This is a genomic window from Halpernia sp. GG3 (assembly GCF_052976925.2).
On the sequence record NZ_JBRIIR020000010.1, the window covers coordinates 88,275 to 112,218 of the forward strand.

General features: G+C 34.3%; 24 protein-coding genes. 7 read left to right on the plus strand and 17 right to left on the minus strand.

The features are described from left to right. Positions 1 to 2 precede the first annotated feature (2 nt). From ACVBED_RS04845 to map, 3 genes are all read left to right on the plus strand, one after another. Entirely contained in the window at positions 3 to 983 is a 981-nt protein-coding gene (locus tag ACVBED_RS04845) for an acyl-ACP desaturase (protein ID WP_447118978.1), read from the plus strand. 76 nt (positions 984 to 1,059) lie between these two features. After that, complete coding sequence (locus ACVBED_RS04850) at positions 1,060 to 1,491, plus strand: BT0820 family HAD-type phosphatase (protein ID WP_447118980.1); 432 nt, start codon at positions 1,060 to 1,062, stop codon at positions 1,489 to 1,491. A gap of 9 nt (positions 1,492 to 1,500) precedes the next feature. Continuing rightward, positions 1,501 to 2,310 (plus strand): type I methionyl aminopeptidase, encoded by an 810-nt coding sequence (gene map, locus ACVBED_RS04855; protein WP_473094594.1) that lies wholly within the window; start codon positions 1,501 to 1,503, stop codon positions 2,308 to 2,310. Positions 2,311 to 2,367: 57 nt separating this feature from the next. Here map and ACVBED_RS04860 read toward each other — a convergent pair whose 3' ends face one another. From ACVBED_RS04860 to ACVBED_RS04875, 4 genes are all read right to left on the minus strand, one after another. Beyond that, positions 2,368 to 2,619, minus strand: coding sequence for a DUF6952 family protein (locus tag ACVBED_RS04860; protein ID WP_473094595.1), 252 nt, complete (start codon positions 2,617 to 2,619; stop codon positions 2,368 to 2,370). A 6-nt stretch (positions 2,620 to 2,625) separates the two neighbouring features. Beyond that, positions 2,626 to 2,934 (minus strand): thioredoxin family protein, encoded by a 309-nt coding sequence (locus tag ACVBED_RS04865; RefSeq protein ID WP_473094596.1) that lies wholly within the window; start codon positions 2,932 to 2,934, stop codon positions 2,626 to 2,628. 79 nt (positions 2,935 to 3,013) lie between these two features. Then, a complete protein-coding gene (locus ACVBED_RS04870) occupies positions 3,014 to 3,646 on the minus strand; it encodes a peroxiredoxin (RefSeq protein ID WP_473094597.1) in 633 nt (210 codons plus the stop codon). A gap of 106 nt (positions 3,647 to 3,752) precedes the next feature. Beyond that, the gene (locus ACVBED_RS04875; RefSeq protein WP_473094598.1) at positions 3,753 to 4,952 is read right to left on the minus strand and encodes a pyridoxal phosphate-dependent aminotransferase; all 1,200 of its coding nucleotides are present in this window, start codon (positions 4,950 to 4,952) and stop codon (positions 3,753 to 3,755) included. Positions 4,953 to 5,046: 94 nt separating this feature from the next. On the opposite strand from ACVBED_RS04875, the gene rsmG reads away from it, so the two are divergent. Then, entirely contained in the window at positions 5,047 to 5,682 is a 636-nt protein-coding gene (rsmG, locus tag ACVBED_RS04880; protein WP_473094599.1) for a 16S rRNA (guanine(527)-N(7))-methyltransferase RsmG, read from the plus strand. A gap of 118 nt (positions 5,683 to 5,800) precedes the next feature. Beyond that, positions 5,801 to 8,518 (plus strand): PD-(D/E)XK nuclease family protein, encoded by a 2,718-nt coding sequence (locus tag ACVBED_RS04885; protein WP_473094600.1) that lies wholly within the window; start codon positions 5,801 to 5,803, stop codon positions 8,516 to 8,518. Here the strand turns inward: ACVBED_RS04885 and ACVBED_RS04890 are convergent. The 5 genes from ACVBED_RS04890 to era form a co-directional block, all read right to left on the minus strand. Beyond that, a complete protein-coding gene (locus tag ACVBED_RS04890; protein ID WP_473094601.1) occupies positions 8,511 to 9,692 on the minus strand; it encodes an acyl-CoA dehydrogenase family protein in 1,182 nt (393 codons plus the stop codon). The genes ACVBED_RS04885 and ACVBED_RS04890 overlap by 8 nt on opposite strands. A gap of 59 nt (positions 9,693 to 9,751) precedes the next feature. After that, the gene (locus ACVBED_RS04895; protein WP_447118992.1) at positions 9,752 to 10,501 is read right to left on the minus strand and encodes an NUDIX hydrolase; all 750 of its coding nucleotides are present in this window, start codon (positions 10,499 to 10,501) and stop codon (positions 9,752 to 9,754) included. A gap of 5 nt (positions 10,502 to 10,506) precedes the next feature. Next, entirely contained in the window at positions 10,507 to 10,983 is a 477-nt protein-coding gene (locus ACVBED_RS04900) for a hypothetical protein (protein ID WP_447118994.1), read from the minus strand. 155 nt (positions 10,984 to 11,138) lie between these two features. Beyond that, on the minus strand, positions 11,139 to 11,564 hold the full coding sequence (locus ACVBED_RS04905; protein ID WP_473094602.1) for a DoxX family protein: 426 nt from the start codon (positions 11,562 to 11,564) through the stop codon (positions 11,139 to 11,141). An 88-nt stretch (positions 11,565 to 11,652) separates the two neighbouring features. Next, on the minus strand, positions 11,653 to 12,528 hold the full coding sequence (era, locus tag ACVBED_RS04910) for a GTPase Era (protein ID WP_447118996.1): 876 nt from the start codon (positions 12,526 to 12,528) through the stop codon (positions 11,653 to 11,655). A gap of 74 nt (positions 12,529 to 12,602) precedes the next feature. Between era and ACVBED_RS04915 the strand changes: the two genes are divergently transcribed. Together ACVBED_RS04915 and ligD are read left to right on the plus strand one after the other, a co-directional pair. Continuing rightward, positions 12,603 to 12,833, plus strand: coding sequence for an ATP-dependent DNA ligase (locus ACVBED_RS04915; RefSeq protein ID WP_447118998.1), 231 nt, complete (start codon positions 12,603 to 12,605; stop codon positions 12,831 to 12,833). After that, positions 12,820 to 13,092 carry a non-homologous end-joining DNA ligase LigD gene (ligD, locus tag ACVBED_RS04920; RefSeq protein ID WP_447119000.1) on the plus strand — a complete coding sequence of 91 codons (273 nt, stop codon included), beginning with the start codon at positions 12,820 to 12,822 and terminating at the stop codon, positions 13,090 to 13,092. Before ACVBED_RS04915 ends, ligD begins: the two co-directional genes overlap by 14 nt. Before the next feature lie 41 nt (positions 13,093 to 13,133). On the opposite strand, the gene ACVBED_RS04925 is transcribed toward ligD, so the two are convergent. The 8 genes from ACVBED_RS04925 to ACVBED_RS04960 all read right to left on the minus strand — a co-directional run bounded on the left by ACVBED_RS04925 (position 13,134) and on the right by ACVBED_RS04960 (position 23,847). Next, positions 13,134 to 13,901: a class I SAM-dependent methyltransferase gene (locus ACVBED_RS04925; protein WP_447119002.1), complete on the minus strand. Its 768-nt coding sequence runs from the start codon at positions 13,899 to 13,901 to the stop codon at positions 13,134 to 13,136. Positions 13,902 to 13,916: 15 nt separating this feature from the next. After that, positions 13,917 to 14,414: a GNAT family N-acetyltransferase gene (locus ACVBED_RS04930; protein WP_447119004.1), complete on the minus strand. Its 498-nt coding sequence runs from the start codon at positions 14,412 to 14,414 to the stop codon at positions 13,917 to 13,919. A gap of 17 nt (positions 14,415 to 14,431) precedes the next feature. Then, positions 14,432 to 14,950, minus strand: a complete 519-nt coding sequence (locus tag ACVBED_RS04935) for a DUF421 domain-containing protein (RefSeq protein WP_473094603.1) — start codon at positions 14,948 to 14,950, stop codon at positions 14,432 to 14,434. Positions 14,951 to 15,031: 81 nt separating this feature from the next. Next, positions 15,032 to 17,863, minus strand: a complete 2,832-nt coding sequence (uvrA, locus tag ACVBED_RS04940) for an excinuclease ABC subunit UvrA (RefSeq protein WP_473094604.1) — start codon at positions 17,861 to 17,863, stop codon at positions 15,032 to 15,034. A gap of 235 nt (positions 17,864 to 18,098) precedes the next feature. Beyond that, the gene (locus ACVBED_RS04945; protein ID WP_447119008.1) at positions 18,099 to 19,499 is read right to left on the minus strand and encodes an MFS transporter; all 1,401 of its coding nucleotides are present in this window, start codon (positions 19,497 to 19,499) and stop codon (positions 18,099 to 18,101) included. A 6-nt stretch (positions 19,500 to 19,505) separates the two neighbouring features. Further along, positions 19,506 to 20,150, minus strand: a complete 645-nt coding sequence (locus ACVBED_RS04950; protein WP_447119010.1) for a hypothetical protein — start codon at positions 20,148 to 20,150, stop codon at positions 19,506 to 19,508. A gap of 45 nt (positions 20,151 to 20,195) precedes the next feature. After that, positions 20,196 to 21,317 carry a glycoside hydrolase 100 family protein gene (locus ACVBED_RS04955; protein ID WP_447119012.1) on the minus strand — a complete coding sequence of 374 codons (1,122 nt, stop codon included), beginning with the start codon at positions 21,315 to 21,317 and terminating at the stop codon, positions 20,196 to 20,198. A 106-nt stretch (positions 21,318 to 21,423) separates the two neighbouring features. Then, positions 21,424 to 23,847, minus strand: a complete 2,424-nt coding sequence (locus tag ACVBED_RS04960) for a TonB-dependent siderophore receptor (RefSeq protein WP_447119014.1) — start codon at positions 23,845 to 23,847, stop codon at positions 21,424 to 21,426. Between the last annotated feature and the right edge of the window lie 97 nt (positions 23,848 to 23,944).

Below are 23,944 nucleotides of genomic sequence, written 5' to 3' on the forward strand. Positions count from 1 at the left end.
CAATGTATAATAAATTAGTTAGATTAGAAGTCATGAAGAATCTCGGCAAAGAAGTCGAAGATTTCAAAGCGTCATATCTTACACCTGTCGATAAAATTTGGCAGCCTTCCGATTATTTACCCGATCCCACTTCCGATGATTTTAAATATGAACTTCAGGAGTTGCAAAGCTTGGCACAAGACATGCCTTACGATTTATTCGTTACTTTAATTGGCGATACGATTACAGAAGAAGCTCTACCTACCTACGAGTCTTGGCTAATGGGAATCGATGGCGTAAATCAGGAAGAGGGCGGTTCTGGATGGGCAAGTTGGATCAGACATTGGACTGCAGAAGAAAACAGACATGGCGATCTGCTTAATAAATATCTTTATTTATGCGGAAGAGTCGACATGCGCGAAGTGGAAATAACCACGCAACATCTAATTCAGGATGGTCTGGATATAGGAACGGCAATGGATCCTTATAGAAATTTTGTTTATACTAGTTTTCAGGAAACTGCGACAAATGTTTCACACCGTAGAGTAGGAACTTTTGCTAAACAGGCAGGTAATAAAAAATTGGCTCAAATGTGCGGAATGATTGCTGCAGATGAAGCGAGACATGCAAAAGCTTATAGAAATTTTGTGACGAGAATTTTAGAATTAGATCCATCTGAGATGGTTCTAGCCTTTGAGGATATGATGCGAAAAAAAATAGTAATGCCTGCGCATTTAATGCGGGAATCTGGACAACAAGCTGGTGAACTTTGGAATCATTTTTCTGATGCTGCGCAGCGTTGTATGGTTTACACAGGTCAGGATTACATAGATATTTTAGCGGACTTATTGGATGAATGGAAAATTGAACATCTTACAAATTTGACTGAAAAAGCTCAAAAAGCGCAAGAATATTTAATGAAATTACCTTCAAGACTACAGAAAATTACAGAGAGAATTGCAACACCAGATTTGGAGTACCAATTTAAATGGATTAAATCTTAAAATTAATATTAAATAATTAAAGTGTTGGTTTTTCAACACTTTTTTTATTTGTTATATTTGCAAACTAAATTTAGAAATGACAAATAATAAAAAATTAGCAATTGATTTTGATGGTACAGTTGTGGAAGATGCATATCCAGGAATTGGAAAGACAAAAACATTTGCTTTCGAGACACTAAAGAAATTACAAAGTGAAGGTTGTAGATTAATTTTATGGACTTATAGACATGGCAAAGCTTTAGATGAAGCAGTACAATTTTGTAAAAAAAATGGCATTGAATTTTACGCGGTGAATTCTAGTTTTGAAGGCGAAGTTTTTGATATACAGACACAATCGCGAAAAATTGACGCCGACTTATTTATTGACGACCGTAACCTGGGCGGTTTTCCAGGTTGGAGTGAAATTTATCGGATCGTTACAGAAAGGATAGAATTTAGAGTAGAGGGAACTGAGGTTTTAGCCTATTCAAAAATGAAAAAAGATAAAAAGAAAAGCCTTTTTTGGTAAAATAGTAAAATGATTCAGTTAAAAACAATAGAAGAATTAAGATTAATGCGTGAAAGTGCGCAGTTAGTTTCAAAAACTTTAGGTTTATTGGCTAGAGAAATAAAGCCTGGAGCAAATACCTTACATTTAGATAAATTAGGCGGTGAATTTATTCGCGATCATGGTGGCGAACCAGCATTTTTAGGAATGTATGGGTTCCCAAATAATTTATGCATTTCGCCAAACGCAGAAGTCGTACATGGAATTCCAAATGAAAAATCTTTAGAAGAAGGCGATATTTTGTCAGTAGATTGTGGTGTTTACATGAATGGATTTTATGGCGATCATGCCTATTCTTTTCAAGTTGGAGAAGTAGCGCCAGAAACAAAAAAATTGTTGCAAATCACCAAAGAATCTTTATACAAAGGAATTGAGCAATGCGTTCGAGGAAAAAGAGTAGGGGATATTTCTTACGCAATTCAGAATTATTGTGAAAAAGCGGGTTACGGTGTTGTAAGAGAACTTGTTGGTCACGGATTAGGAAGAAAAATGCACGAAGATCCGCAAGTACCAAATTACGGCAGAAAGGGTAGTGGAAAAGTCATTAAAGACGGAATGGCGGTTGCAATCGAGCCTATGATAAACCTGGGAACAGAAAAAGTAAAATTTCACAAAGATGGCTGGACAGTTACTAGTTTAGACATGTCGCCTTCCGCACATTTCGAGCACGACGTTTGTGTAATTGATGGAAAACCAGTTTTGCTTTCGACTTATAAATATATTTATGAAGCGCTAGGAATAACTTCTGATGAAGAAAAACCTTTTACCAAAGATTTTTAAAATAAAATAGGCTTTAAAATTTTGAAGCCCATTTACTATAAACCTTGGAAATATTTTCTAATTTTTATCAATTGATCCTAAAACTTTTTGAGCAAAATTGTTTAAAGCATCTCTTTCAGCCATTCCATTTTTTACATTTTGATGAACTTCTAAGGCCCCGCAAATATTTGTAATTAGCTCGCCTGTAACATTTAAATCTTCTTCGGAAGTTCCTCTAAATTCTGTAAAACTTTCTAAAACCTCTAAAGTTTTTTCTAAATTTTCTACTGATTGATTTTGGTAAAACTGTCTAATTACTGGTAATTTCATTACAACTTATTTTAATTCATTAAATAATTCAGTCAAACTTTCAGCTTTATTACCTTGAAACTGATTTACTATTTCACCATTCTTAAAAATTGCAAACGTCGGTAAATTATCAACTTGTGCTAATTTTCTGCTCTCTGGCAGCTTCTCTGCATCAACGTAATAAAAGGGGATTCCATCATTATCAGCCGCTAATTTTTTAAATTTTGGCTTCATTATTCTGCAGTTTCCGCACCAAGTTGCACCATATTGCACAACTACTTTCTCGTTGTTTCCTACAATCTCTTGTAAATTATCTTCTGTTAATTCTGTATACATATTTAATGTTTTTTATAAAAAAAGAACCGAATCGCTTTTTTAAAATAGGTCGAGCCTCTTTTAAGTTTAATTACAAATTTTAATGTTTTGCTAAATAATCTGCCGTAGAATTTCTATCCGCACTCATTGCATCTTTACCTTCTTCCCAATTGGCTGGACAAACTTCACCATGTTTCTGAACGTGTGTGTAAGCGTCTACTAATCTAATATATTCTTTCACATTTCTACCTAAAGGCATATCATTTACACTTTCGTGGAAAATTTTACCCGTTTCATCTATTAAATAAGTTGCTCTATAAGTTACATTTGACCCAGAAAAAATTTCCTGACCTTCTTCGTCATACTCAAAATCTTGATCTACAATTCCTAATAAATTAGCTAATTGACGGTGAGAGTCAGACAAAATTGGATAAGTAATTCCTTCAATTCCACCATTGTCTTTTGCTGTATTTAACCAGGCAAAATGTACTTCATTGCTATCGCAAGACGCACCGATAATGATTGTATTTCTTTTTTTAAATTCTTCTTGTGCTTCTTGGAATGCGTGAAGTTCTGTAGGGCAAACAAACGTAAAATCTTTTGGATACCAAAAAAGTAAAACTTTTTGTTGATTATTTGTAGCTTCTTCTAAAATATTTACTCTCAAATCATCACCCATTTCCGACATTGCGTCTATAGTAATGTTTGGAAATTTTCTACCTATTAATGACATATTTAAATTTTTTATTTGATTATTTAATAGTACGAATTTAAAACAATTTCGTCTATTAAAAAACCAATTATGATTTATGTCATCTATTAAAAATAGAAATTAAATTCTAACTTTCAGTTGCATTTTCCAGACATTGTTTAATTCTATGCATCGCTTCTCTTAAATTTTCTTCAGAAGAAGCGTAAGAAATTCGCAAACATTCTGGGCTACCAAAGGAAACGCCACCAACCGTTGCGACATTTGCTTGCTTTAATAAAAACATTGCAAAATCATCTGAATCATTTATTTTAGTTCCATCCAATGTTTTGTTTAAATAATAAGAAATATCAGGAAAAAAGTAAAATGCAGATTTTGGTAAAAATATTTTGAAACCTTTTATTTCTTTTAATAATTTAAACGTCAAATCACGTCTTTTCTGAAATGCTTCGATCATAAAATGATAATCCGCTGGATCCGTTTCAAGCGCCGTAATTGCTGCTCTTTGCGCAACAGTATTTGCACCGCTTGTCATTTGTCCCTGAATTTTTTCACAAGCTTTTGCCAGCCATTCTGGACAGGCAGAGTAGCCAATTCGCCATCCAGTCATTGCATATGCCTTTGACATCCCATTAATTACCACAACTTGTTCTGAAATTTCAGAAAATTGAGCGATAGATATATGTTTAGTTTCGTAATTAATAAATTCATAGATCTCGTCCGATATTACAGTAACATGTGGATATTTTGCAATCACATTCGCTAGAGATTTTAGCTCTTCGTAAGTGTAATAACTTCCCGAGGGATTGCTTGGCGAACTGTATAAAATAGCTTTTGTTTTTGGCGTTATCGAATTTTCCAACTGTTCAGCCGTCATTTTAAAATCAGACAAATAATCTGTCTTTATAAAAATAGATTTGCCATCCATCATTTTTACCATTTCATCATAACTCACCCAATAAGGTGCTGGTAAAATAACTTCATCGCCTGGATTTATGAGTGAAGCTAAAACATTTATGATTGCTTGTTTTGCACCATTGGAAACGCAGATTTGCGTCGGCTTAAAATCTAAATTATTATCGCGTTTCAGTTTAAAACTTACCGCTTCACGAAGTTCCATAAATCCCGGAACAGGGCTATAATGGCTATAATTTTCATCAATCGCTTTAAAAGCGGCTTTCTTAATGTTTTCGGGCACATCAAAATCTGGTTCGCCTAAAGTAAGACTGATTACATCTAAACCTTTGGCTTTCATTTCTCGTGCTTTATTAGACATTACAAAAGTTTGCGAAAAGCTCAAGCGATTGAGTCTATCTGAAAATAAATTCATTTATTATTAATTTTAACAAATATAAAAATTTGAATTGAGTTAAGCACTTTCATTTCAATCTTAAAACCTTTATTTTTGCAATATATTCTAAATTATGTCAAAAGAAATAATCGTAAAATATTTTCCGAATCTCACTGAAATTCAAGAAAAACAATTTGAGAAATTACAAGAATTATATCTTGAATGGAATGAAAAAATAAATATTATTTCGAGAAAAGACATGGACGCTTTATACGAAAAACACGTTTTACATTCTTTGGGTATTGCAAAAATAATGGAGTTTTCTGCGGGAACAAAAGTTTTAGATATAGGAACTGGCGGTGGTTTCCCGGGAATTCCTCTTGCTATTTTATTTCCAGAAGCTCATTTCACTTTGGTAGATTCCATTGGCAAAAAAATCACTGTTGTAAAAGCTGTGGCAGAAAGTTTAGACCTAAAAAACGTAGTAACGTTTCACGAACGAGCGGAAAATATTAAAGGAAAATTTCATTTTGTAGTAAGTAGAGCCGTCACTCAAATGCCAGTTTTTCTTCGTTGGCTTAGAGGGAAATTTGAAAAAGAACAAATAAATACCAAACATAACGGTGTTTTATATTTGAAAGGTGGTGATCTGGGTGAAGAATTACAAGGTTTAAAAGCAGAGATCATTCCTTTAAAAAATTATTTTGACGAAGAGTTTTTTGAAACTAAAAAAGTGGTTTATCTTTCCAAAGGCAATTTTAATTCTTAGAATTTCTAAAACATCTGTTTTATTAGCAATTTTTCTCACACCGTTAAAATTGGCCTTAAAAAATCGGATAAATTTCATTAAATTTAAATTTCATAATTAAAACTTAATAACCACTTTTATGAAATTCTTAAATAAAATAATAGACGATCTACTCGAAAAAAGTGATGATCTTTCAATATTTAATCTTGTTTTACCAGGAAAAAGACCTGTTGTTTTTATTAAAAGAATTTTAGCAGAAAAAGGTTATAATGGATTTTTACCACAGTTTTTCACCATCGAAGAACTTTTAAAAGAGATTGCCCAGACTCAACAAATTAAAGGAATTGCACTTTGGCTATTCGCTTACGAAGTATACAAAGCGCAGCATGAAGAGGATTTTGCAACTTTTTTAAAATGGTTTCCCACAGTTTTAAAAGATTGGGATGATATGCTTAAGTTTTCTGATTCGGATATTGCCGTTTTAGATTTTATGTTTGACGAAGAGCGCATTAAAAATTGGTCAGAAAATTTAAATCCAGATGAAGAAAATCCAAGAAATAAATTTTTAAATTTTTGGCGTAAACAAAGGAATTTCCTTCCACTTTTAAAATTAAAATTACAGAATAAAAATTACGCGACTGGTGGGATGCTGCACGAAATAGTGCGAAATAAAATTAACGATTTTGTACTAGAAACAAAAAATCAAATTGCCTTTTGCGGTTTCAATGCATTTACACCAACCGAAAAAAAACTTATTAAAGAATTGCTGAAATGGGATAAAGCGATTTGCTATTTCCAGGCAGATGATTATTACATGAACGATTTTCGGCAAGAATCAGGAAAATTTTTACGGGAACACAAGACCTGGCCAGAATTCAATGATAGTAAGGAATTCAACTGGATTGAAACTGATTTTGAGAAAGAAAAAAACATTAAGATTTTTGAAGTTTCGGGAAATATTTCACAAACAAAATTACTTCCGGAAATTTTCAATGAACTTTCAGACGGAAATATTGCGCAATTTAATTTTAGCAAAACTGCAGTTGTGTTGCTAGATGAAAACCTGCTTCCCCCGACATTAGATGCTTTGAGTGCAATTGAACGTGTTAATATTACAATGGGATTTCCGCTAAAAAATCTTGGTTTTTCTAATGCGATGAAGAAGCTGTTTCATCTTCAAAAGCAACTTCACAAGCAAAGCTCATCCTATTATTATAAAGATGTTTTGCCAATTTTAGATGAATTACCGAAAGCACAAGATGATCAGTCGATAATCCAGAATTTTCAAAAATTATTGCAGGAAAGAAATATCATTTATATTTCTAAAAAGATGCTGGATGATGAACTTTCCCATTTGTCTTATTTTAATTTATTTGAGAAAAAGACAGCGAAAGAATTTTTAAAACAACTTATTAATTATTGTTTTCAGTTAAAGTTTTTGGACTTAGATGACATTCTTTTTGAAAATATTTCTCACTTTGAAGCCTCTTTTAAAACTTTAGAAAACCAACTTCAGGATTATAATTTTGAGATGGACATTGAAAGTTTAGAAGTTTTAATTAATCAACTGGTAAATACTGAAGGTATTGATTTTCAAGGTGAACCATTACAGGGTTTACAGGTTATGGGACTTTTAGAAACCCGGCTTTTAAATTTTGAAAATATCATTTTACTTTCTGTAAATGAAGGAAAATTACCACTTGGAAATTCACAAAATACTTATCTTCCTTTTGATGTCCGACGAGAGTTTGATCTGCATACTTTCTTGGAAAATGATAGTATTTATGCTTATCATTTTTATCGGTTATTGCAAGATTCTAAGAATGTCTATTTACTTTATAATGCTTTGAGTTCAGGCGTAAATACGGGTGAAAAAAGTAGGTTTATTAAGCAACTTGAAGTAGAAAGTGGTCACAAAATTGAGCATTTGGTTGTTGAAAATACGATCGAGCCTGTTAATCAGGATTTAATGATGATTGAAAAAACAGCCGATGTTTTAGAAAAATTAAATCAATGGAAAAATCAGATTTCTGCTACACATCTTAACAATTATCTTTGGAATCCAGTTAATTTTTATTTAACTCGAATTTTAAAAATCGGGTCAGAAGATGAAGTTGAAGAAGAATTATCGCAAAAAAATTACGGAAATTTAGTTCATTATTCTTTACAATTTTTGTATAATAAGAAATTAGGTAAAGTTCTAGTAGATAAAGATTTACAAGATTTACTTCAACAAATTGATTCAGCATTAGAATACGCTATTGGAATTTTAAATCATGAAAAAGAATTTTATTTAAAGGGTATGAATTTTATTCATAAATCCATTGCGAGTAGAGTATTGACAGACATTTTGACATATGATTTAAATCTAATAAAAAAAGGAAATCAATTAGAAATTTTAGAATTAGAATTAAAAATCGAAAATATAAAATTTCCTATTTCCGAAAATGAAGATGTTAATTTTTATGGATTCATTGATCGAGTTGACCGCCTAAACGGTACTTTACGGATCATTGATTACAAAACAAAAAAAGCGACAAATATCGTTTTAAAGCCAAAAGAAGATAAAATTGAAACGCTTTTTATTAATAAGACAATGGCGCAACCTTTACAATTAAGTTTGTACGCTTACGCTGTTTTATCAGCAAAAATATTCCCGGATGATCAACTCGAGTGCGGTATCTGGAGTTTTGCAGAAACAGGGAAAGGCATACAGAATTTAGAAATTTATGATGAAACTTCTTTAAATTTAAATAATTTGCAAATGCCACTAAAAAGCATTAAAAATTTAATTTTGGAGATTCTTAATCCAGAATTAACTTTTACCGAAAATATTCCTGTAACTTATTCTAATTAAAGGCATTAAGTCCAGTAATATCCATCCCAGTAATTAATAAATGAACATCGTGTGTACCTTCGTAAGTGATCACAGATTCTAAATTTGCAGCATGACGCATCATTGGAAATTCACCCATAATTCCCATTCCACCTAAAATTTGACGGGATTCTCGTGCAATATCAATTGCCATTTTTACATTATTTCTTTTAGCCATAGAAATTTGCGCGGGAGTTGCTTTATGATCATTTTTAAGATTTCCAAGTTGCCAGCAAAGTAATTGTGATTTTGTGATTTCGGTAACAAATTCTGCTAATTTTTTCTGTTGAAGTTGAAATCCTGCGATTGCTTTTCCGAATTGTTTTCTTTCTTTTGCATATTGCAAAGCCGTACAATAACAATCAATTGCGGCACCAATTACACCCCAGGAAATTCCGTAACGTGCAGAATTCAAACAGGACAATGGTCCTTTTAAGCCAGAAACATTTGGTAATAAATTTTCTTTTGGAATTTTTACATTTGAAAAAACCAATTCACCTGTTTTAGACGCTCGAAGGCTCCATTTATTATGCGTTTCAGGCGTTGTAAATCCTTCAAAAGCACGTTCAACAATCAATCCACGAATTTTTCCGCTTTCATCTTTTGCCCAAATTACGGCAATATCACAAACCGGAGCATTTGTAATCCACATTTTTGCACCGTTTAATAAATAGTGATCTCCTTCATCCGTAAAATAACTTTCCATTGAACTTGGATCTGATCCATGATTTGGCTCTGTTAAACCAAAAGAACCAATTAATTCGCCGGTTGCTAATTTTGGTAAAAATTTCTTTTTTTGTTCCTCACTTCCGAATTCATTGATGGGAAACATGACTAAAGAAGATTGCACAGAAGCAGCAGAACGAATAGCAGAATCTCCACGCTCTAATTCCTGCATAATAATTCCGTAAGAAATTTGATCCAAGCCAGAACCGCCATATTCTTCCGGAATATAAGGTCCTAAAGCACCAATTGCTCCCAATTCTTGCATTAAATTAGGTAAATCTGTGTGATGTTGCGCAGCGCTATCAATTTGCGGCATCACGAAACTTTCAACCCAAGTTCTTACCGATTGCCGAATAAGTTTGTGTTCATCAGTTAGTAGTTGATCGATTCCAAAATAGTCAGGAATTGAGGAAAGAGGGTAGTACGACATGCCTTTTAAATTTTGTCTAAAGTAAGATTTTTAAAAATTTTGAGGAAATTTAAAGTGATTTATTTATTTAAAAATTTATACAGATAAGGTGCTTTATTAGCAGAACCGGTATAAAGTTTTTCTAAACGTTGTAAAATATTAAGACTCAGTATTTTACGCTGAAAATTATTTCGGCGGAATTTCTCATCTAAAATTGTTTCGTATAACGTCTGCAATTCTTTCATAGTGAATTTTTCTGGTAAAAGATTACTTCCTACAATATTATAGTCTAAGTTTTTGCGCAAAAAATCCAAACCTTTCTTGACGACTATTTCATGATCAAAGGCCATTTGAGGTAGTTCATCAACAGGAAACCAAGCGCAGGTTTCATTAAATGTGTCGGGGAAAGTATGCGAAAATGTGAAGTCAATAAGAGCAAAATAAGCCGTCGAAATAAATCTCTGATAAATCCAGTGATCAGGATCAACACTAATATTTCTACTTTTCAGTAATTCTCTGTGCGGATTGTTTTTTTCTGTTCTTTCAACGTCTCCAAATGTATAAAACTGCTGTAAAAATAAATTTTCTAAATGTGTTCTTTCATATAAAGTCCGTGCTGCAGCATCATCCAAACTTTCGCTTTTAAAAACAAAACCACCAGGAACTGACCATTTATTTACTTCATGGTATTTTAGTAGAAGTACTTTTAAAACATCTTTATTAAAACCAAAAATGACACAGTCTACAGAGACATGTTCTACAAAACCTTTTGTATCAAGTAACTCAGAAAGACTCAACTTATTTTTAGAATCATCTACTTTTTTAATCATCTTATTTATTTCAAAAGATTAGAGACCTGATTAAAATTTACTTTTTTATAGCTGTTTTTAGAATCATATTTCAAAGTTTTCGGATTTTTGTAATCGCCAATACCTTGAACTAATTCATTATTTTTTAGTACGAAATACATATCATTTTCTGAAGTAACACCTTCACTTTTAAACGTATACACTAATTTTAAAGTGTCTTCATTTTTAAAGCCAGCTAGATCGCCAGTTGAAGAATCTTTCTCAGAATTTTTAACAGCCATTTTTCCACTAATAGTTCCTAGATTATCAACTAACTGAATTGCAGTAGAATCCTTACCAGTTACCATCAAATAACAATTTTCAGGAATCTTATCTATTTTAAATTTTGTTTCATTATATGAAATCAAAGAATCTGGAACTGCCAGTTTTTTGCTTTCTTCATTTTCTTTTTTATTACAGGAAATTACTGCGGCAAATAAAATAGTGTAAATAAGTAGTTTCATAATGATTATAAATTTAAGAAAAATAAAAGTACGAAAACCATCTAATAATTACAAATTAATAAGGATCTAATATGAATAAAATCATATTAAAAAATGCCTATAATTTATATTATGTTAAATAGAATTTACCATGATAAATGCTTGATACTTTCTAATTAATATTTTAAGTTCTTTTTCTGATTCATTAAGGCGTCTATAGAATAGTTACCACCACCTAAAACAAAAACAATTAGATAAATAGAAAGATAAATAAATGCAAGTTCTCTCGTTGCAAAAGAATCTGCTGAATGTACAATGAAGCCCGCCACAGCCATCGTTATAATTAGTGGTAATACAAAAGTCCTGGTAAATAGACCTAAAATTAAGAATAAAGAACACACAACTTCTGCAAAAACCGCGAGAATTAAACTGAACTTTTGACCCAACCCAAAAAGATTAAAAAACTGAGTATCCTCTCCAGATATTAATTGTTGTAATTTGGGATATCCATGCGTAAGCATTGCAAAACCGATAAATATGCGCACAATTAAAAGAATAACTGCAAGTGCATTATTATTAAAATAAATTGAGTTTAACTTCATAAATATTAATATATATTAAAATTAACTAAATTGTCTGACGCCTACAAATAACATTCGTTTTTTCTAAAAAAATTTTAACTTCCAAACCTTATCTATAGCCAAAACCTTTTAGATCCCGTTCATTTTTACGCCAATCCTTGCGTACTTTTACGAATAAGCTTAAGTGAATCTTCTTACCAAAAAATTTCTCTAAATCTATCCTTGCTTCAATACCAACTTTTTTTATCATCTCGCCTTTGTGCCCGATAATAATACCTTTCTGGCTATCCCGCTCCACATAAATTACGGCATCTATAACAATTGCAGTTTCTTTTTCTTGAAATTGTTCCGTTACAACTTCCACAGAATATGGAATTTCTTTTTCATAATTCAGCAAAATTTTCTCGCGAATTGACTCATTTACAAAAAATCGTTCTGGCTTATCGGTAATCTGATCTTTGCCATAATAAGGAGGGTTTTCTGGTAAAAGTTCTTTTAGCTTTGGTAAAATATAATCTGTGTTATAAGCTTTCAAAGCAGAAATTGGCAAAATTTCAGCTTTCGGTATTTGCTCATGCCAAAAAGCAACGGCTTCTTCCATTTTTTCCTGCGTCGTTTCGTCCACTTTGTTTAATAAAAGCAAGACTGGAACCGGAATTTTATTTAATTTTTCGATTAAATATTCCGATGGTTTATCCTGATCCTTTATATCCGCAATGAAAAGAAAAACATCTGCATCTTGTAAAGAATCTTTTACAAAATCCATCATTTTTTCCTGTAGTTCGTACTTTGGTTCTAAAACGCCGGGTGTATCAGAAAATACGATCTGAAGATCTTCTTCATTATAGATACCAAAAATCCGGTGTCTTGTGGTTTGCGCTTTTTGCGTTACTATGGCGAGTTTTTCACCCATCAATTGGTTTAGCAAGGTCGATTTCCCCGCATTTGGCTTCCCTACAATATTTACAAATCCTGCTTTGTGCATGTTTCTTATTTATAATTTTCGCAAAAAAAATTCTTGCTTTAATCGGCAAATTTACTGAATTTTATTGGCTTCCAATGCTTGCGAAAACTGAAGAAGAGGCTTTTGACAATAAAGATTGGGTTTTTGAAATAAAATGGGACGGCTATCGTGCAATCGCTGATCTGCGCGAAAGTCAAGCGTTAGTCTATTCCCGGAACGGTTTATCATTTAATGAAAAATTTCACAAAGTTTCAGAAGCATTAGAAAATCAAAAGCATGAAATGATTTTAGACGGGGAGATTGTCGCATTTAATGCAGAAGGTTGAAAAAAAATTACCAGAACTCACAACTTTAGAACGGGCGCTAAAAACAAGAAGTGAGAAAAAGATATATTTAGATTATCTGCAAAATCGCAGCGGACAAACTTTAGCAAGTGTTTACAGCGTCCGTCCAAAAGAATTTGCGCCGGTTTCAATGCATTTAAGATGTGAAGAATTAAAACTGGGTTTGAAACCAACTGATTTTAATATTGAAAATGCGCTGGAAAGAATTAAAAAAACGGCGATCTGTTTAAACCCGTTTTAGGTAATAGATATGCTAAAAGCATTGGGAAATATTTCGAATAATTAATTTTTATAAACAATTGGTAAAATTTCATTTTCCATTAAACCAAAGCGTTCTCTGTCGGCTGCTGAGAATTGATGAGAGTAAAAGTTTTTTTCTACTTTAAAACCTGCACCTTCTAACCGTTGAAAATAATCCATTCCGTACCAGCGAACATGGTCGTACTGCCCAAAATGTTTTTGTCTTTCTTTCGGATCTTTTATTGTAAAATCTTCAAAGGTTTTTTCTAAAGAATTTTTCATCGGCACTTGGATAATTCCCCAACCGCCGGGTTTCATCACACGGTAAAGTTCAGACATTGCTTTTCTATCGTCTTCAATATGTTCCAAAACGTGGTTACAAAAAACGATTTCAAAGCTTTCATTTTCAAACGGCAGGTCTAAAATATCCGCTTTTACATCTACGATTGGCGAAAAAAGATCGGCAGTTAAATAATCCAGATTTTTCATATTGCGGAATCTTTTAAAAAAAGATTGTTCCGGCGCCATGTGTAAAACTTTATAATTTTTAGTGAAAAAATCAGTTTCATTTTTTAAGTAAAGCCACATTTGACGGTGTCTTTCTAAACTTAACGTTCCTGGCGACAATGCGTTTTCGCGTTGTTTTCCGTAACCATATGGTAAAAATTTCCGATAAAGATTTCCATCGATTGGATCTTCAAATTGATTTCCTTTAAAAAATAAAATGATCAGAGGACGCGCCCAAATACTTAATTTAATGAGTAAAGGCCGCGGAATTTTATTAAGTAAAAATTTAGTGATTTTTTTCAAGTAAAATAATTAAAATTAAATTCCAACAGTTTTTGAACGGCGTTCTAAAAGCACTATGTCTCGCCATCTACCATTCATCTGACCAATTTTCTCACGTGTTCCCACGGTAACAAATCCAAGTTTGTGGTGAACTGAAATACTTGCTTCATTTTCCGGGAAAATACCGGATTGTAAAGTCCAGAATTCATTTTCTTCGCTATCTAAAATTAATTTTTGAAGTAGCATTTGACCAAGACCTTTCCCTTGCGTTTTTAAAGATAAATAAATACTGACTTCTGCCACACCGCGGAAACAATCACGATTACTAACCGGCTGAATCGCGGCCCAGCCAACAATTTCTCTATTTTCATCTTCCAAAATCCAACGGCAAAGCTTAAAATGTTTGGTTTCCCAAACTTCCCAACTTGGTGGTTCTTTATCAAAAGTAGCATTTTCAGAATCAATACCTTCCTGGAAAATTTTGAGTACCACTTCCCCATCTTCGGGCTGCATTGCGCGAATTTCGTAATTCATATTTATCTTATTAATTTTTAAAACCGGTGAGATTTTCTGGGAAATTTTCTTTTATGATGGGTTAAATTTAATGAATCCTTGCCTTTCTCCATCGATATAACACTAATATTTCCATCAACTTCTAAAACTGCTAATTTTACTTCTTCAATTTTTTCTACGCCGTGTTCTCTTACCGCTTCTTCAAGTTCGTCAAAACTTATTTCTTCCGCTTTCATTTTTACATTATCCACCACTCCATTTTTTATTAAAGTAACAGGGTCAGATTCTAAAAAACTTTTTATTTTCGCATTTTTAAAAATTACTTTTTTCATGATGAAATTTGCAATAAATAAAACCAAAGCCGCCACCAAACCGCCTATTAAACTTGTATTCTGCCCTACCATTGCATTTTGAACAGCGTTTGAAATTAAAAGTAAAAGCACAATGTCACCTGCATTTAATTGCGATAATTGTGTTTTACCAAAAATCCGAATTGCTGCAAACATAAAAAGATAGACTGCGAGACTTCGTAAAGTGACATCTAGGAAAGGATTCATTGTTTTAAATTTGGATACAAAGTAAAAAAAAATACGAAAAAAACATGATATTGAATTGCATATTTTCAGAAATAGTTTTAATTATTCCAATTCTTTTTTCAAAAACCTTGCGGTCAATGATCTTTTAGATTTTGCAACCTTTTCTGGTGTTCCTTTGGCGATGATTTCACCGCCATTTTTGCCACCTTCTGGTCCAACGTCAATTATATGATCTGCTAATTTTATAACATCCAAATTATGTTCAATGATGATAAATGAATTTCCCAATTCTACCAACTGATTAATCGCTTCCATTAAAACACGCACGTCTTCAAAATGTAGTCCTGTAGTCGGTTCATCTAAAATATAAAGTGTATTTCCTGTATTTCTTTTAGACAACTCGGTCGCCAATTTTATACGTTGCGCTTCACCGCCAGAAAGCGTTGTAGATTGCTGGCCGAGTGTAATGTAACCCAAACCAACATCTTGCAAAGTCTTCACTTTAATGAAAATTTTAGGGATCGGCTGGAAAAAATCTACGGCTTCATCGATCGTCATTTCCAAAACATCGGAAATAGATTTTCCCTTATATCGAACTTCCAGCGTTTCACGGTTAAATCTTTTGCCGTGGCAGGTTTCACAATGTACATAAACATCGGGTAAAAAATTCATTTCAATGACTTTTAAACCGCCGCCCTGACAAGTCTCACAACGACCTCCTTTTACATTAAAAGAAAATCTTCCCGGTTTGTAACCTCGAATTTTACTTTCTGGTAATTCGGAAAAAAGATTTCTAATATCAGTGAACATTCCAGTATAAGTTGCGGGATTTGAACGCGGCGTCCGGCCAATCGGACTTTGATCGACATCTACAATCTTGTCGATATTATCAATACCTTCAATTTTTTTGTAGGGCAAAGGTTCTTTCACAGCGCGGTAAATGTGATGATTTAAAATCGGATAAAGTGTGCCATTTATCAATGAAGATTTTCCACTTCCAGAAATTCCGGTTACCACAACCAGTTTTCCAAGAGGAATTTCAAGGTTCACATTTTTTAAATTATTACCCGTCGCACCTTTTAAAACAATCGATTTACCATTCCCTTCCCTTCTAGTTTCCGGAATTGGGATTTTTCTTTTGCCATTAATATAATCTGCGGTAATGGTGTCGGCTTTTAAAAGATCTTCTGGTTTACCTTGCCAAAGGACTTCGCCGCCAAATTTTCCTGCACGTGGACCGATATCTAAAACTTCGTCGGCTTGCATGATCATATCTTTATCGTGCTCTACGACGATCACAGAATTCCCGATATCACGTAGATTTTTTAGAGAGGAAATTAGTCTTTCATTGTCTCTTTGGTGTAAACCAATCGACGGTTCATCTAAAATATAAAGCACATTCACGAGTTGCGATCCGATCTGCGTGGCGAGACGAATCCTTTGAGATTCACCACCAGAAAGCGTTCGGGAACTTCTACTTAAACTTAAATATTCCAGACCTACGTCCAAAAGAAATTGTAACCTTGTTCTAATTTCCTTTAAAATTTCGTGGGCGATAATTTTTTTATTCTTGCTAAATTTTGGTTCGATTTGAATAAGCCAATCCATTAATTCCGAAAGGGGCAGCGCATTAATTTCCGCAATATTTTGACCGTCAATTTTAAAACTTAAACTAGAAGCCATCAACCGTGTTCCATTACAAACCAAGCAAACTTCTTCAGTCGTAAAATGGCGTTCAATTAAAACCGCGTCGTAACTTTCTTTATCTTCCACCATTTCTTCCAAAATGGGAATTAAACCATCAAAATTAACCTTTAATTTTTTTGAAATTCCAGCGTACTGCAAATCTTTATTAAACTCTTTGTGGCAGCCATTATACATGTAATCTAAGGCTTCTTCAGGAATTTTATTGAACGGCGTCGATAAATCAAAACCAAAAATCTCTAAAATATTTTTAATTTGACCCAGAATCCATTTGTTTGATTTAATATCTTCTAACGGCAATAAAGCGCCTTGGTTAATGGAAAGTTTCGGATTTTCTACAAAATGATCGGTGTTAATTCTTTTTACCATTCCCAAACCTTTACAATTAGGGCAACTACCTTTTGGTGAATTAAAAGAAAAAGTATTTGGTTCCGGTAATGCCAATGAATTTCCAGTATCGTCATCCATTAAATTCCGGGAAAAATACTGTAATTCCCCGCTTTCAAAGTTTTGAATACCAATTAAACCATCACCCATTTGCAAGGCCGTTTTTAAGGATTTTTCCATCCTAGTTTCAGTTGCGGTTTCGCCAATAATCCACCGATCAATCACGATATCGATGTCGTGCATTTTATAACGGTCGAGTTTTAAATCATATTCAATATCCTGAAACGCACCGTCAATTCTGGCTTGTCCGTAACCTTTTTTTGCATATTGCACAAAAAGTTCATGATAATGTCCTTTTCTTGAACGCACAACGGGCGCAAGCAAAATCACTTTTTGATCTTTATAATTTTCTTTAATGGTTTCCAAAATTTGCTCTTCCGTATAACTCACCAATTTTCTACCGGAAGTTTGAGAATAAGCATCCGAAACACGCGCAAAAAGTAAACGTAAATAATCATAAAGTTCCGTTACCGTTCCAACTGTTGAACGCGGATTTTTATTCGTTGTTTTTTGTTCAATTGCAATTACAGGTGAAAGTCCATCAATTTTATCAACATCCGGACGTTCTAATCCGCCCAAAAACTGACGTGCATAAGCCGAAAATGTTTCGATATAACGTCTTTGTCCTTCGGCAAAAATAGTGTCGAAAGCCAAGGAAGATTTTCCACTTCCTGACAGCCCGGTAATAACGACCAGTTCATTTCTCGGAATTTTAACGTCAATATTTTTTAAATTGTGTTCACGGGCGCCGTAAACTTCTATATATTCTTTGCGATCGCTCATTTAAATTTTTACTTTTAAACCGCAGAATTTTAAAAATCTGCAATCTTGCAAAAATACGGAATTTTTAGGTTTTAAAGAAGCAAAGAGCTGTTAAGAAATTAATAAAGTCTGCAGGAGTTTTCTTTTTTTCAGCTGCTTACCGTTTATATTTTGATTAAATAAAAAAAGCGAACCGAAGTCCGCCTTCATCAATTTAAAAACTATGAAAAATTAAACTAAAAACTAAATCTGAAAATTAAATTAAAGTATTTTTCGATTTAATAAAAGAAACTGAAATACCCGCCAAGATGAATAAGCCGCCGGCTAAAAGAATTACATTTGAAGGATTTGAACCCAGTAGATGTTTGTAAATGAAACCAAAAGAAACGGTCTGAATCAGCATTGGAATAACGATCATCATATTGATAATTCCCATGTAAACGCCTCTTTTATCTTCCGGAATATGCGAAGCTACCATAGAAAACGGCAAACCCATCATTGCTGCCCAACCAATTCCAAAAAGAACCATCGGCAATAAAATTAAATACTGATGATGGATGAAAGGCAGACAAAACAGAGAGATCGCGGTGCCAAGAAGACAATATATATAGACTTTCCTGTTCGAATATTTTAAGGCAAACGGTACCAGAAGTAAAGCTGAGAGCATCGTTATCACATTATAAAAACCGTTCATCAAGCCGGTTTGCCCGACCGCAGTTTCCACAAGATTTAAAATATTTTTCGCCCAACTTAGATCTGCCGGTAAGACCGCAGCGCCTGTTCTGGAAAGATCCAGGATCTGATGCGCCCGGTTCTCATCACTTTCGCTGATGTTGTACATAGATTGTTTCAACATAGGCGTGATAAACTGCCAGTAACAAAATAAGGCATACCATTGAAAAAAGTAAACCAGAGCCAGTTGCCAGAGTATTTTCGGCATATTTTTTATGGCTGCAGATATTTCTATGAATGGCGTTAAAACGTTGCTTTCCGCATTTTTTGCACGCAGTTCTGCGAGTTCTTCATCTGTGGGCGGAATTTCCGGGGTTTTGTAAACGGACCAGAGTACCGAGGCGATTGAGCAAAACGACCCGAGAAAAAAAGAGTAGTAAACCCAGGTTGGTATGCCTCCGGACTGATCATTATTGCTAAAATATTTCTGGAAAACAAAAAGTGAAATATTAGCCAAAGTAATACCTGAACCTACAAATAAACTCTGCATCTGAAAGCCAAAAGTCTGCTGCTCATTTGGAAGTTTATCTACTACAAAAGCTCTGTAAGGCTCCATAGCCGTATTATTGGCGGCATCTAAAACCCACAATAATCCCACAGCCATCCAAATTGCGGAGCTAAACGGAAAAAGAAACAGAGCGATACTGCAAAAAACAGCGCCTAAAAGGAAAAAAGGCTTTCTTCTACCCCATTTCACACTCCAGGTTCTGTCACTGATAGCGCCTATCAAAGGCTGAATTAATAATCCGGTAACCGGACCTGCAAGATTTAAGATCGGAAGTTGCTCAGCGTGGGCTCCCAAAAATGTGTAAATCGGATTTATTGCTGTTTGCTGCAAACCAAAACTATACTGAATACCGAAGAAGCCGACATTCATATTCCAGATCTGCCAAAAACTGAGGCGCGGGCGGATTTTACTTTTCATATCAGATTAAGGAATTAAAATTTTGTAATTTTTATCTAAAATAAAGTCCGCGTTGTCTTTATAAGTCCGGATGATATTGTGTTCAATTTCCAGAACCTGTTCTATAAAATCACTTTTTTCATCGCGGTCCCGGGTCATTCTGTTTTCAAAAGTATCTTTGTAGGTGCGGTCTATAAATATTTTATGATCAAAATTATCCAGATCCAGAATGTACGTTCCTTCTACGATCAGGATTTCAATTTTTTCAAAATTTAAATTTTCCTTCGAGATACTGTTACTTTTATAATTAACCAAAGGTTTTTGACTGGAAGACTTTCCGGTTTTAAAATCATCAACATTTCCCTTTAATAAGTTAAGATTGACTTCATTTTCGCCCACGTTTGCAAGGTCTTTTAGGCGGTTTTCGTGGTTGGATTGTGGCGGTAGATGAAAGTAATCGTCCATTTGTAAGACAAGACTCTTTATTCCTTTATCCCGTAGTACTTTATGCATTGCAAAGGCCGTCACCGACTTTCCACAACCGCTTTCGCCACCGATACCGATTGCTGTTTTTGTAGCCTTTCCAAAAGCTGGTTTTTCTTGTAGTAAATTTACGATCTCTTTGGCGGTTTTAATATATTTTTCGGTGAGATTAATCTTGTCTCCTATCATTTTTAAAAAATTATATAGTGTGTAATTTTCTTTGTCAGAAATTTCTTAAAATTTCATCAGTATATAGCCGGCTGCAGAAAAGCAAAGTTTTTTTGTTCCCAAAGGCAAAAGTTCATCTGTAGAATAGTATTCCCTAAAATCTGAACCTTTATCAGTGAGTTGCTTTTCATATTCCTTTAAAATCAATTCCGGGATTTCCGTTAATCCTTTTTTCTTTAGACCGAGACAAAGCCAGCCCAAAAATATCGGCCATGATCCGCCGTTGTGAAAATGGTACGGCTGATTTTTAAACTCATAACTGTAATTATTTTCCAGTAGTTTCCAGTCGGTATCTTCAGGGAAAATAATGGGGTAAAAAACAGGTAACATCCAGTGTTTAAATTCCTGATTTAAATTTTTAAGAAAATCTGAAAAACCCTCCGGATTAAGATCAAAATCTAAAAATAAAGCCAATGCATTTCCGGCAAGATCAAAACGCTCATCATAACCGTTTGCATTTAACGAAGCCCAGAAATAGGGTTTCTCTACAGCTTTCTCATAAGCAGTTGCATGGTATTTCGCGACAACTGACGAATTTTTTCTGAAATTATTTTCAATTAAAATCTTTGTCGATGATGCTTTTTGGATTAAATCTTCATTATCAAATAAAACGCCTGCATTTTTCAACGCCCAGTATCTTAAAACATTATCGTATAAAGTGTAACCGGAAGTCACGTATTCATCTGCCCAATTCCCACCAAGCGGACTGTAAAGCAAACCTCGCTGATTGTATTCCCAGGTTTGAAGAACATCCAGGGCTTTTCTGATTTTTGGTTTTAACTGATCTTTTATTTCTTCATTTCCAAATTTTGAAAGGTATTCGCAAGTAACGATGATCCACCAGGTTGTGGCATCTGTTCTGCCTACCAAAGTGCCGTAACTTGCTTTTCCATTACCGACATTAGATGGAATCTGTCCGTTTTTTGCCTGAAAATTGGCAAGAGTAAGAATTGAATCTTTTAAACTTTCAACGATCTCATTATCATCTATTAAAATTCCTGCATAACCCGTCATCATAGAATCCCGTGACCAAACGCGGGCATAATTATCCACTTTTTGTGATGATGCCAAAAGTCCTTCCGTTGAAATTGCATCTTTAATGATCTTTAATGCCTGCTCTCTAAACATTCTCCTTTTTAAATTTGAAAATTATAAATAATGAGTTTTAAAAAGCTTCCAGTTTTTAATTAATAGTATAAATGGCATTAATTAAAAACTGAAAGCGTTTAAAATATTACAATGTAAATTTCACACTAAAGCTGTACGTGCTTCCGGTAAGAGTTCTGGCTCTCACAATTCCGTTTCCACCTACGATACTTCCCTCTTCTGCTTCAGTCACTGCGATGGTGTTAAAAACATTATTTGCATTAAGACTTACCCCGAAGTTTTTGGAAAGCTGATAGTTGATGTAAGGATTTACCAGGGCGTAACCCGGCATTCTAAGTTGGTTGGAATCCTGCGTGTAAGATTTTGTAGCGCCGATAACATAAAAACCAATACTCAGATCATCTAAATTGAAATTAGGATTTACAGTGTACATAAACTGCGGTGTTCTTCTTGGCGTATTATCAATAATGGTAGGATCAAACGCGTTTTTAATTCTTGCATGCGTGTAGGTTAAACCACCTTTTATATCAAAGTTTTTATTAAGTCTGTAAGCGCCGTCCAGTTCCACTCCCAGTGACTGGTATTTATTTTCAGTTCTTTTTTGAGTGGTGGCTTCATAATTGGCCTCTACAGTTCTTGCGTAGAAAAAAGTTGAATTTAAGAAAAAGCCTGCACCTCTTAATTTATAACCGGCTTCGGCCTGTCTCACAGTATTTACCTTCACGGCATCTAAAGCCGGATCATCATTATTTGTGTAATTATACCCGGAAAATAAAATACGGTCTGCGGAAGCACTTCCTCCCTGACTTACTCTTGCAAAAATTGCATTTTTAGTGTTTAAAGCGTAATTGGCGCCGGCAGAATAACCGAAAATCCCGTATCTGTATTTCACAGGAACGATAATTCCGTCATTGGTCGCCACTTTAATTTCCGGTGTATCAATTACACCATTTCCATTGATATCTCTGGTGACATTTGTATTTGTAGCGCCGGAAAAACTACCGTCTACCCTACCAAAATCATAACGTGCGCCCAAATCTATCGACAGATTTTCTATAGCAGTTATCTCTACCTGTGCGTGTGGCGCGGTTACATCATATTTTGTGTCATAGTTTCTTTGCAGATTTCCGAAAGCCGGAATTCCATAATTAAGCAAACCATGATCTGTAATGTAAGTTCCGGTATTATTAACCACATCTACTAGTCTTGCGCCTCTGTCATTCACTTCCTGTAAATAAGTATTCCAGTTCCAGTTCATACTTAGATTTTGAATTCCTTTATATAAACCTGCATTCAACTTAATTACATCCCAGTTTTTATTAATATTGGCATCGTTAAAAAAGTTATTGAAGTTATTGAGTTTTACATTAAACAAAGCCACTTTCATGTAGTTCGCATTTTGATCTACCAGCTGATTTGTTCCGGCATAAACTGCATAACCGTAGTTTGCAAAATTTGTAGAATTGAAAAAATCAGTTCCCTTAGAAACAGAAACCGGAAAAGGTGATATGAATTGGCCATCGTTAGCAGAATATCTCGCTTTTTCGTTTAATTTCCAGCCGTTTCCTAAATCGTAATTAAACTCAATGCCAATAGATTTTGATAAGGAATGCATACCATCTCTCACGTCGCTTTGAAGGATGTTTCCATCGCCGCCAACCGTTCTGTCTTTTGTAAGATTGATAGTTTGCAAAGCACCGTTGAGAATACTGTAATTGGGCAGTGAAGAATATTTTGGATCACTGTCAGAACCTGTAACTGCGACAGGCATTGGTAAATATGCCGCAGTTCTGTCGTCTAAAACCTTTGCATAAACCCTGAAGCTTCCTTTGTCGAATTTCTTTAAGAAAGACAATCTGAACTGGCCGCCGTCGTTTGAGTTAAAACCGGTAATTCTTGGGCCGTCTCCAACTCTGTAAAAACCGCCCGCACTGATAAAAGCGTTATTTCCCAAAGAGGTGCCGTAGTCAAAATCTGTTCTGTAATTTCTATAGCTAAGACCAACCTGCTGCGTGATAGAACCACCTTCCTGTTCTCCTGTTTTTGTGATAAAATTGATGATCCCTGCAGGTGAGTTACTTGCAAAAACAGATGCTGATCCACCTCGTAGAGCTTCAACTCTCGCGATAGATGTATCAAAACGTACAAATTGATCCTGAGTTGCGAAAGCAATATCGCCAAACTGCATAATTGGGAGCCCGTCTTCTTCAATAAGCAAATATCTGGAGCCACCTGCAGAAACAGGAACGCCTCTAACCGTAATGTTGGAATTTCCTTCTCCACCGGAAGATTCTGCACGAATTCCCGGGATGGTACGGAAGATCTCTGCAGTTGTTCTCGGGGCAGTTTTTTCTATATCTGCAGTCTTAAGTGTAGAAATTGAAGTACTTGTTTTAATGGACGCTTTCGGATTGGCGTTACCGGTGATCACCACTTCGTCTATCATTTTATCTTTCGCAATTGTATCATTTACAACAGATTGAGAAAACATCAAGGCAGCAATGTTGGTTGCTCCGAAAATAAGAACTTTTTTGAACGTTTTTGATTCCATGATTTTTGTTTCTTTATTATTGAGCTAAATGTATTTGTTTAAACAATTCAAAATCATATTTAAACACAATATTAACTGTGTGTAAATTACAATCGGT

Excerpts from the sequence above, each read along its gene's own strand:
- ACVBED_RS04845 (WP_447118978.1), top strand. The coding sequence starts at position 3 with ATGTATAATAAATTAGTTAGATTAGAAGTCATGAAGAATCTCGGCAAA.
- ACVBED_RS04850 (WP_447118980.1), top strand. The coding sequence starts at position 1,060 with ATGACAAATAATAAAAAATTAGCAATTGATTTTGATGGTACAGTTGTG.
- map (WP_473094594.1), top strand. The coding sequence starts at position 1,501 with ATGATTCAGTTAAAAACAATAGAAGAATTAAGATTAATGCGTGAAAGT.
- ACVBED_RS04860 (WP_473094595.1), bottom strand. The coding sequence starts at position 2,619 with ATGAAATTACCAGTAATTAGACAGTTTTACCAAAATCAATCAGTAGAA.
- ACVBED_RS04865 (WP_473094596.1), bottom strand. The coding sequence starts at position 2,934 with ATGTATACAGAATTAACAGAAGATAATTTACAAGAGATTGTAGGAAAC.
- ACVBED_RS04870 (WP_473094597.1), bottom strand. The coding sequence starts at position 3,646 with ATGTCATTAATAGGTAGAAAATTTCCAAACATTACTATAGACGCAATG.
- ACVBED_RS04875 (WP_473094598.1), bottom strand. The coding sequence starts at position 4,952 with ATGAATTTATTTTCAGATAGACTCAATCGCTTGAGCTTTTCGCAAACT.
- rsmG (WP_473094599.1), top strand. The coding sequence starts at position 5,047 with ATGTCAAAAGAAATAATCGTAAAATATTTTCCGAATCTCACTGAAATT.
- ACVBED_RS04885 (WP_473094600.1), top strand. The coding sequence starts at position 5,801 with ATGAAATTCTTAAATAAAATAATAGACGATCTACTCGAAAAAAGTGAT.
- ACVBED_RS04890 (WP_473094601.1), bottom strand. The coding sequence starts at position 9,692 with ATGTCGTACTACCCTCTTTCCTCAATTCCTGACTATTTTGGAATCGAT.
- ACVBED_RS04895 (WP_447118992.1), bottom strand. The coding sequence starts at position 10,501 with ATGATTAAAAAAGTAGATGATTCTAAAAATAAGTTGAGTCTTTCTGAG.
- ACVBED_RS04900 (WP_447118994.1), bottom strand. The coding sequence starts at position 10,983 with ATGAAACTACTTATTTACACTATTTTATTTGCCGCAGTAATTTCCTGT.
- ACVBED_RS04905 (WP_473094602.1), bottom strand. The coding sequence starts at position 11,564 with ATGAAGTTAAACTCAATTTATTTTAATAATAATGCACTTGCAGTTATT.
- era (WP_447118996.1), bottom strand. The coding sequence starts at position 12,528 with ATGCACAAAGCAGGATTTGTAAATATTGTAGGGAAGCCAAATGCGGGG.
- ACVBED_RS04915 (WP_447118998.1), top strand. The coding sequence starts at position 12,603 with ATGCTTGCGAAAACTGAAGAAGAGGCTTTTGACAATAAAGATTGGGTT.
- ligD (WP_447119000.1), top strand. The coding sequence starts at position 12,820 with ATGCAGAAGGTTGAAAAAAAATTACCAGAACTCACAACTTTAGAACGG.
- ACVBED_RS04930 (WP_447119004.1), bottom strand. The coding sequence starts at position 14,414 with ATGAATTACGAAATTCGCGCAATGCAGCCCGAAGATGGGGAAGTGGTA.
- ACVBED_RS04935 (WP_473094603.1), bottom strand. The coding sequence starts at position 14,950 with ATGAATCCTTTCCTAGATGTCACTTTACGAAGTCTCGCAGTCTATCTT.
- uvrA (WP_473094604.1), bottom strand. The coding sequence starts at position 17,863 with ATGAGCGATCGCAAAGAATATATAGAAGTTTACGGCGCCCGTGAACAC.
- ACVBED_RS04945 (WP_447119008.1), bottom strand. The coding sequence starts at position 19,499 with ATGAAAAGTAAAATCCGCCCGCGCCTCAGTTTTTGGCAGATCTGGAAT.
- ACVBED_RS04950 (WP_447119010.1), bottom strand. The coding sequence starts at position 20,150 with ATGATAGGAGACAAGATTAATCTCACCGAAAAATATATTAAAACCGCC.
- ACVBED_RS04955 (WP_447119012.1), bottom strand. The coding sequence starts at position 21,317 with ATGTTTAGAGAGCAGGCATTAAAGATCATTAAAGATGCAATTTCAACG.
- ACVBED_RS04960 (WP_447119014.1), bottom strand. The coding sequence starts at position 23,847 with ATGGAATCAAAAACGTTCAAAAAAGTTCTTATTTTCGGAGCAACCAAC.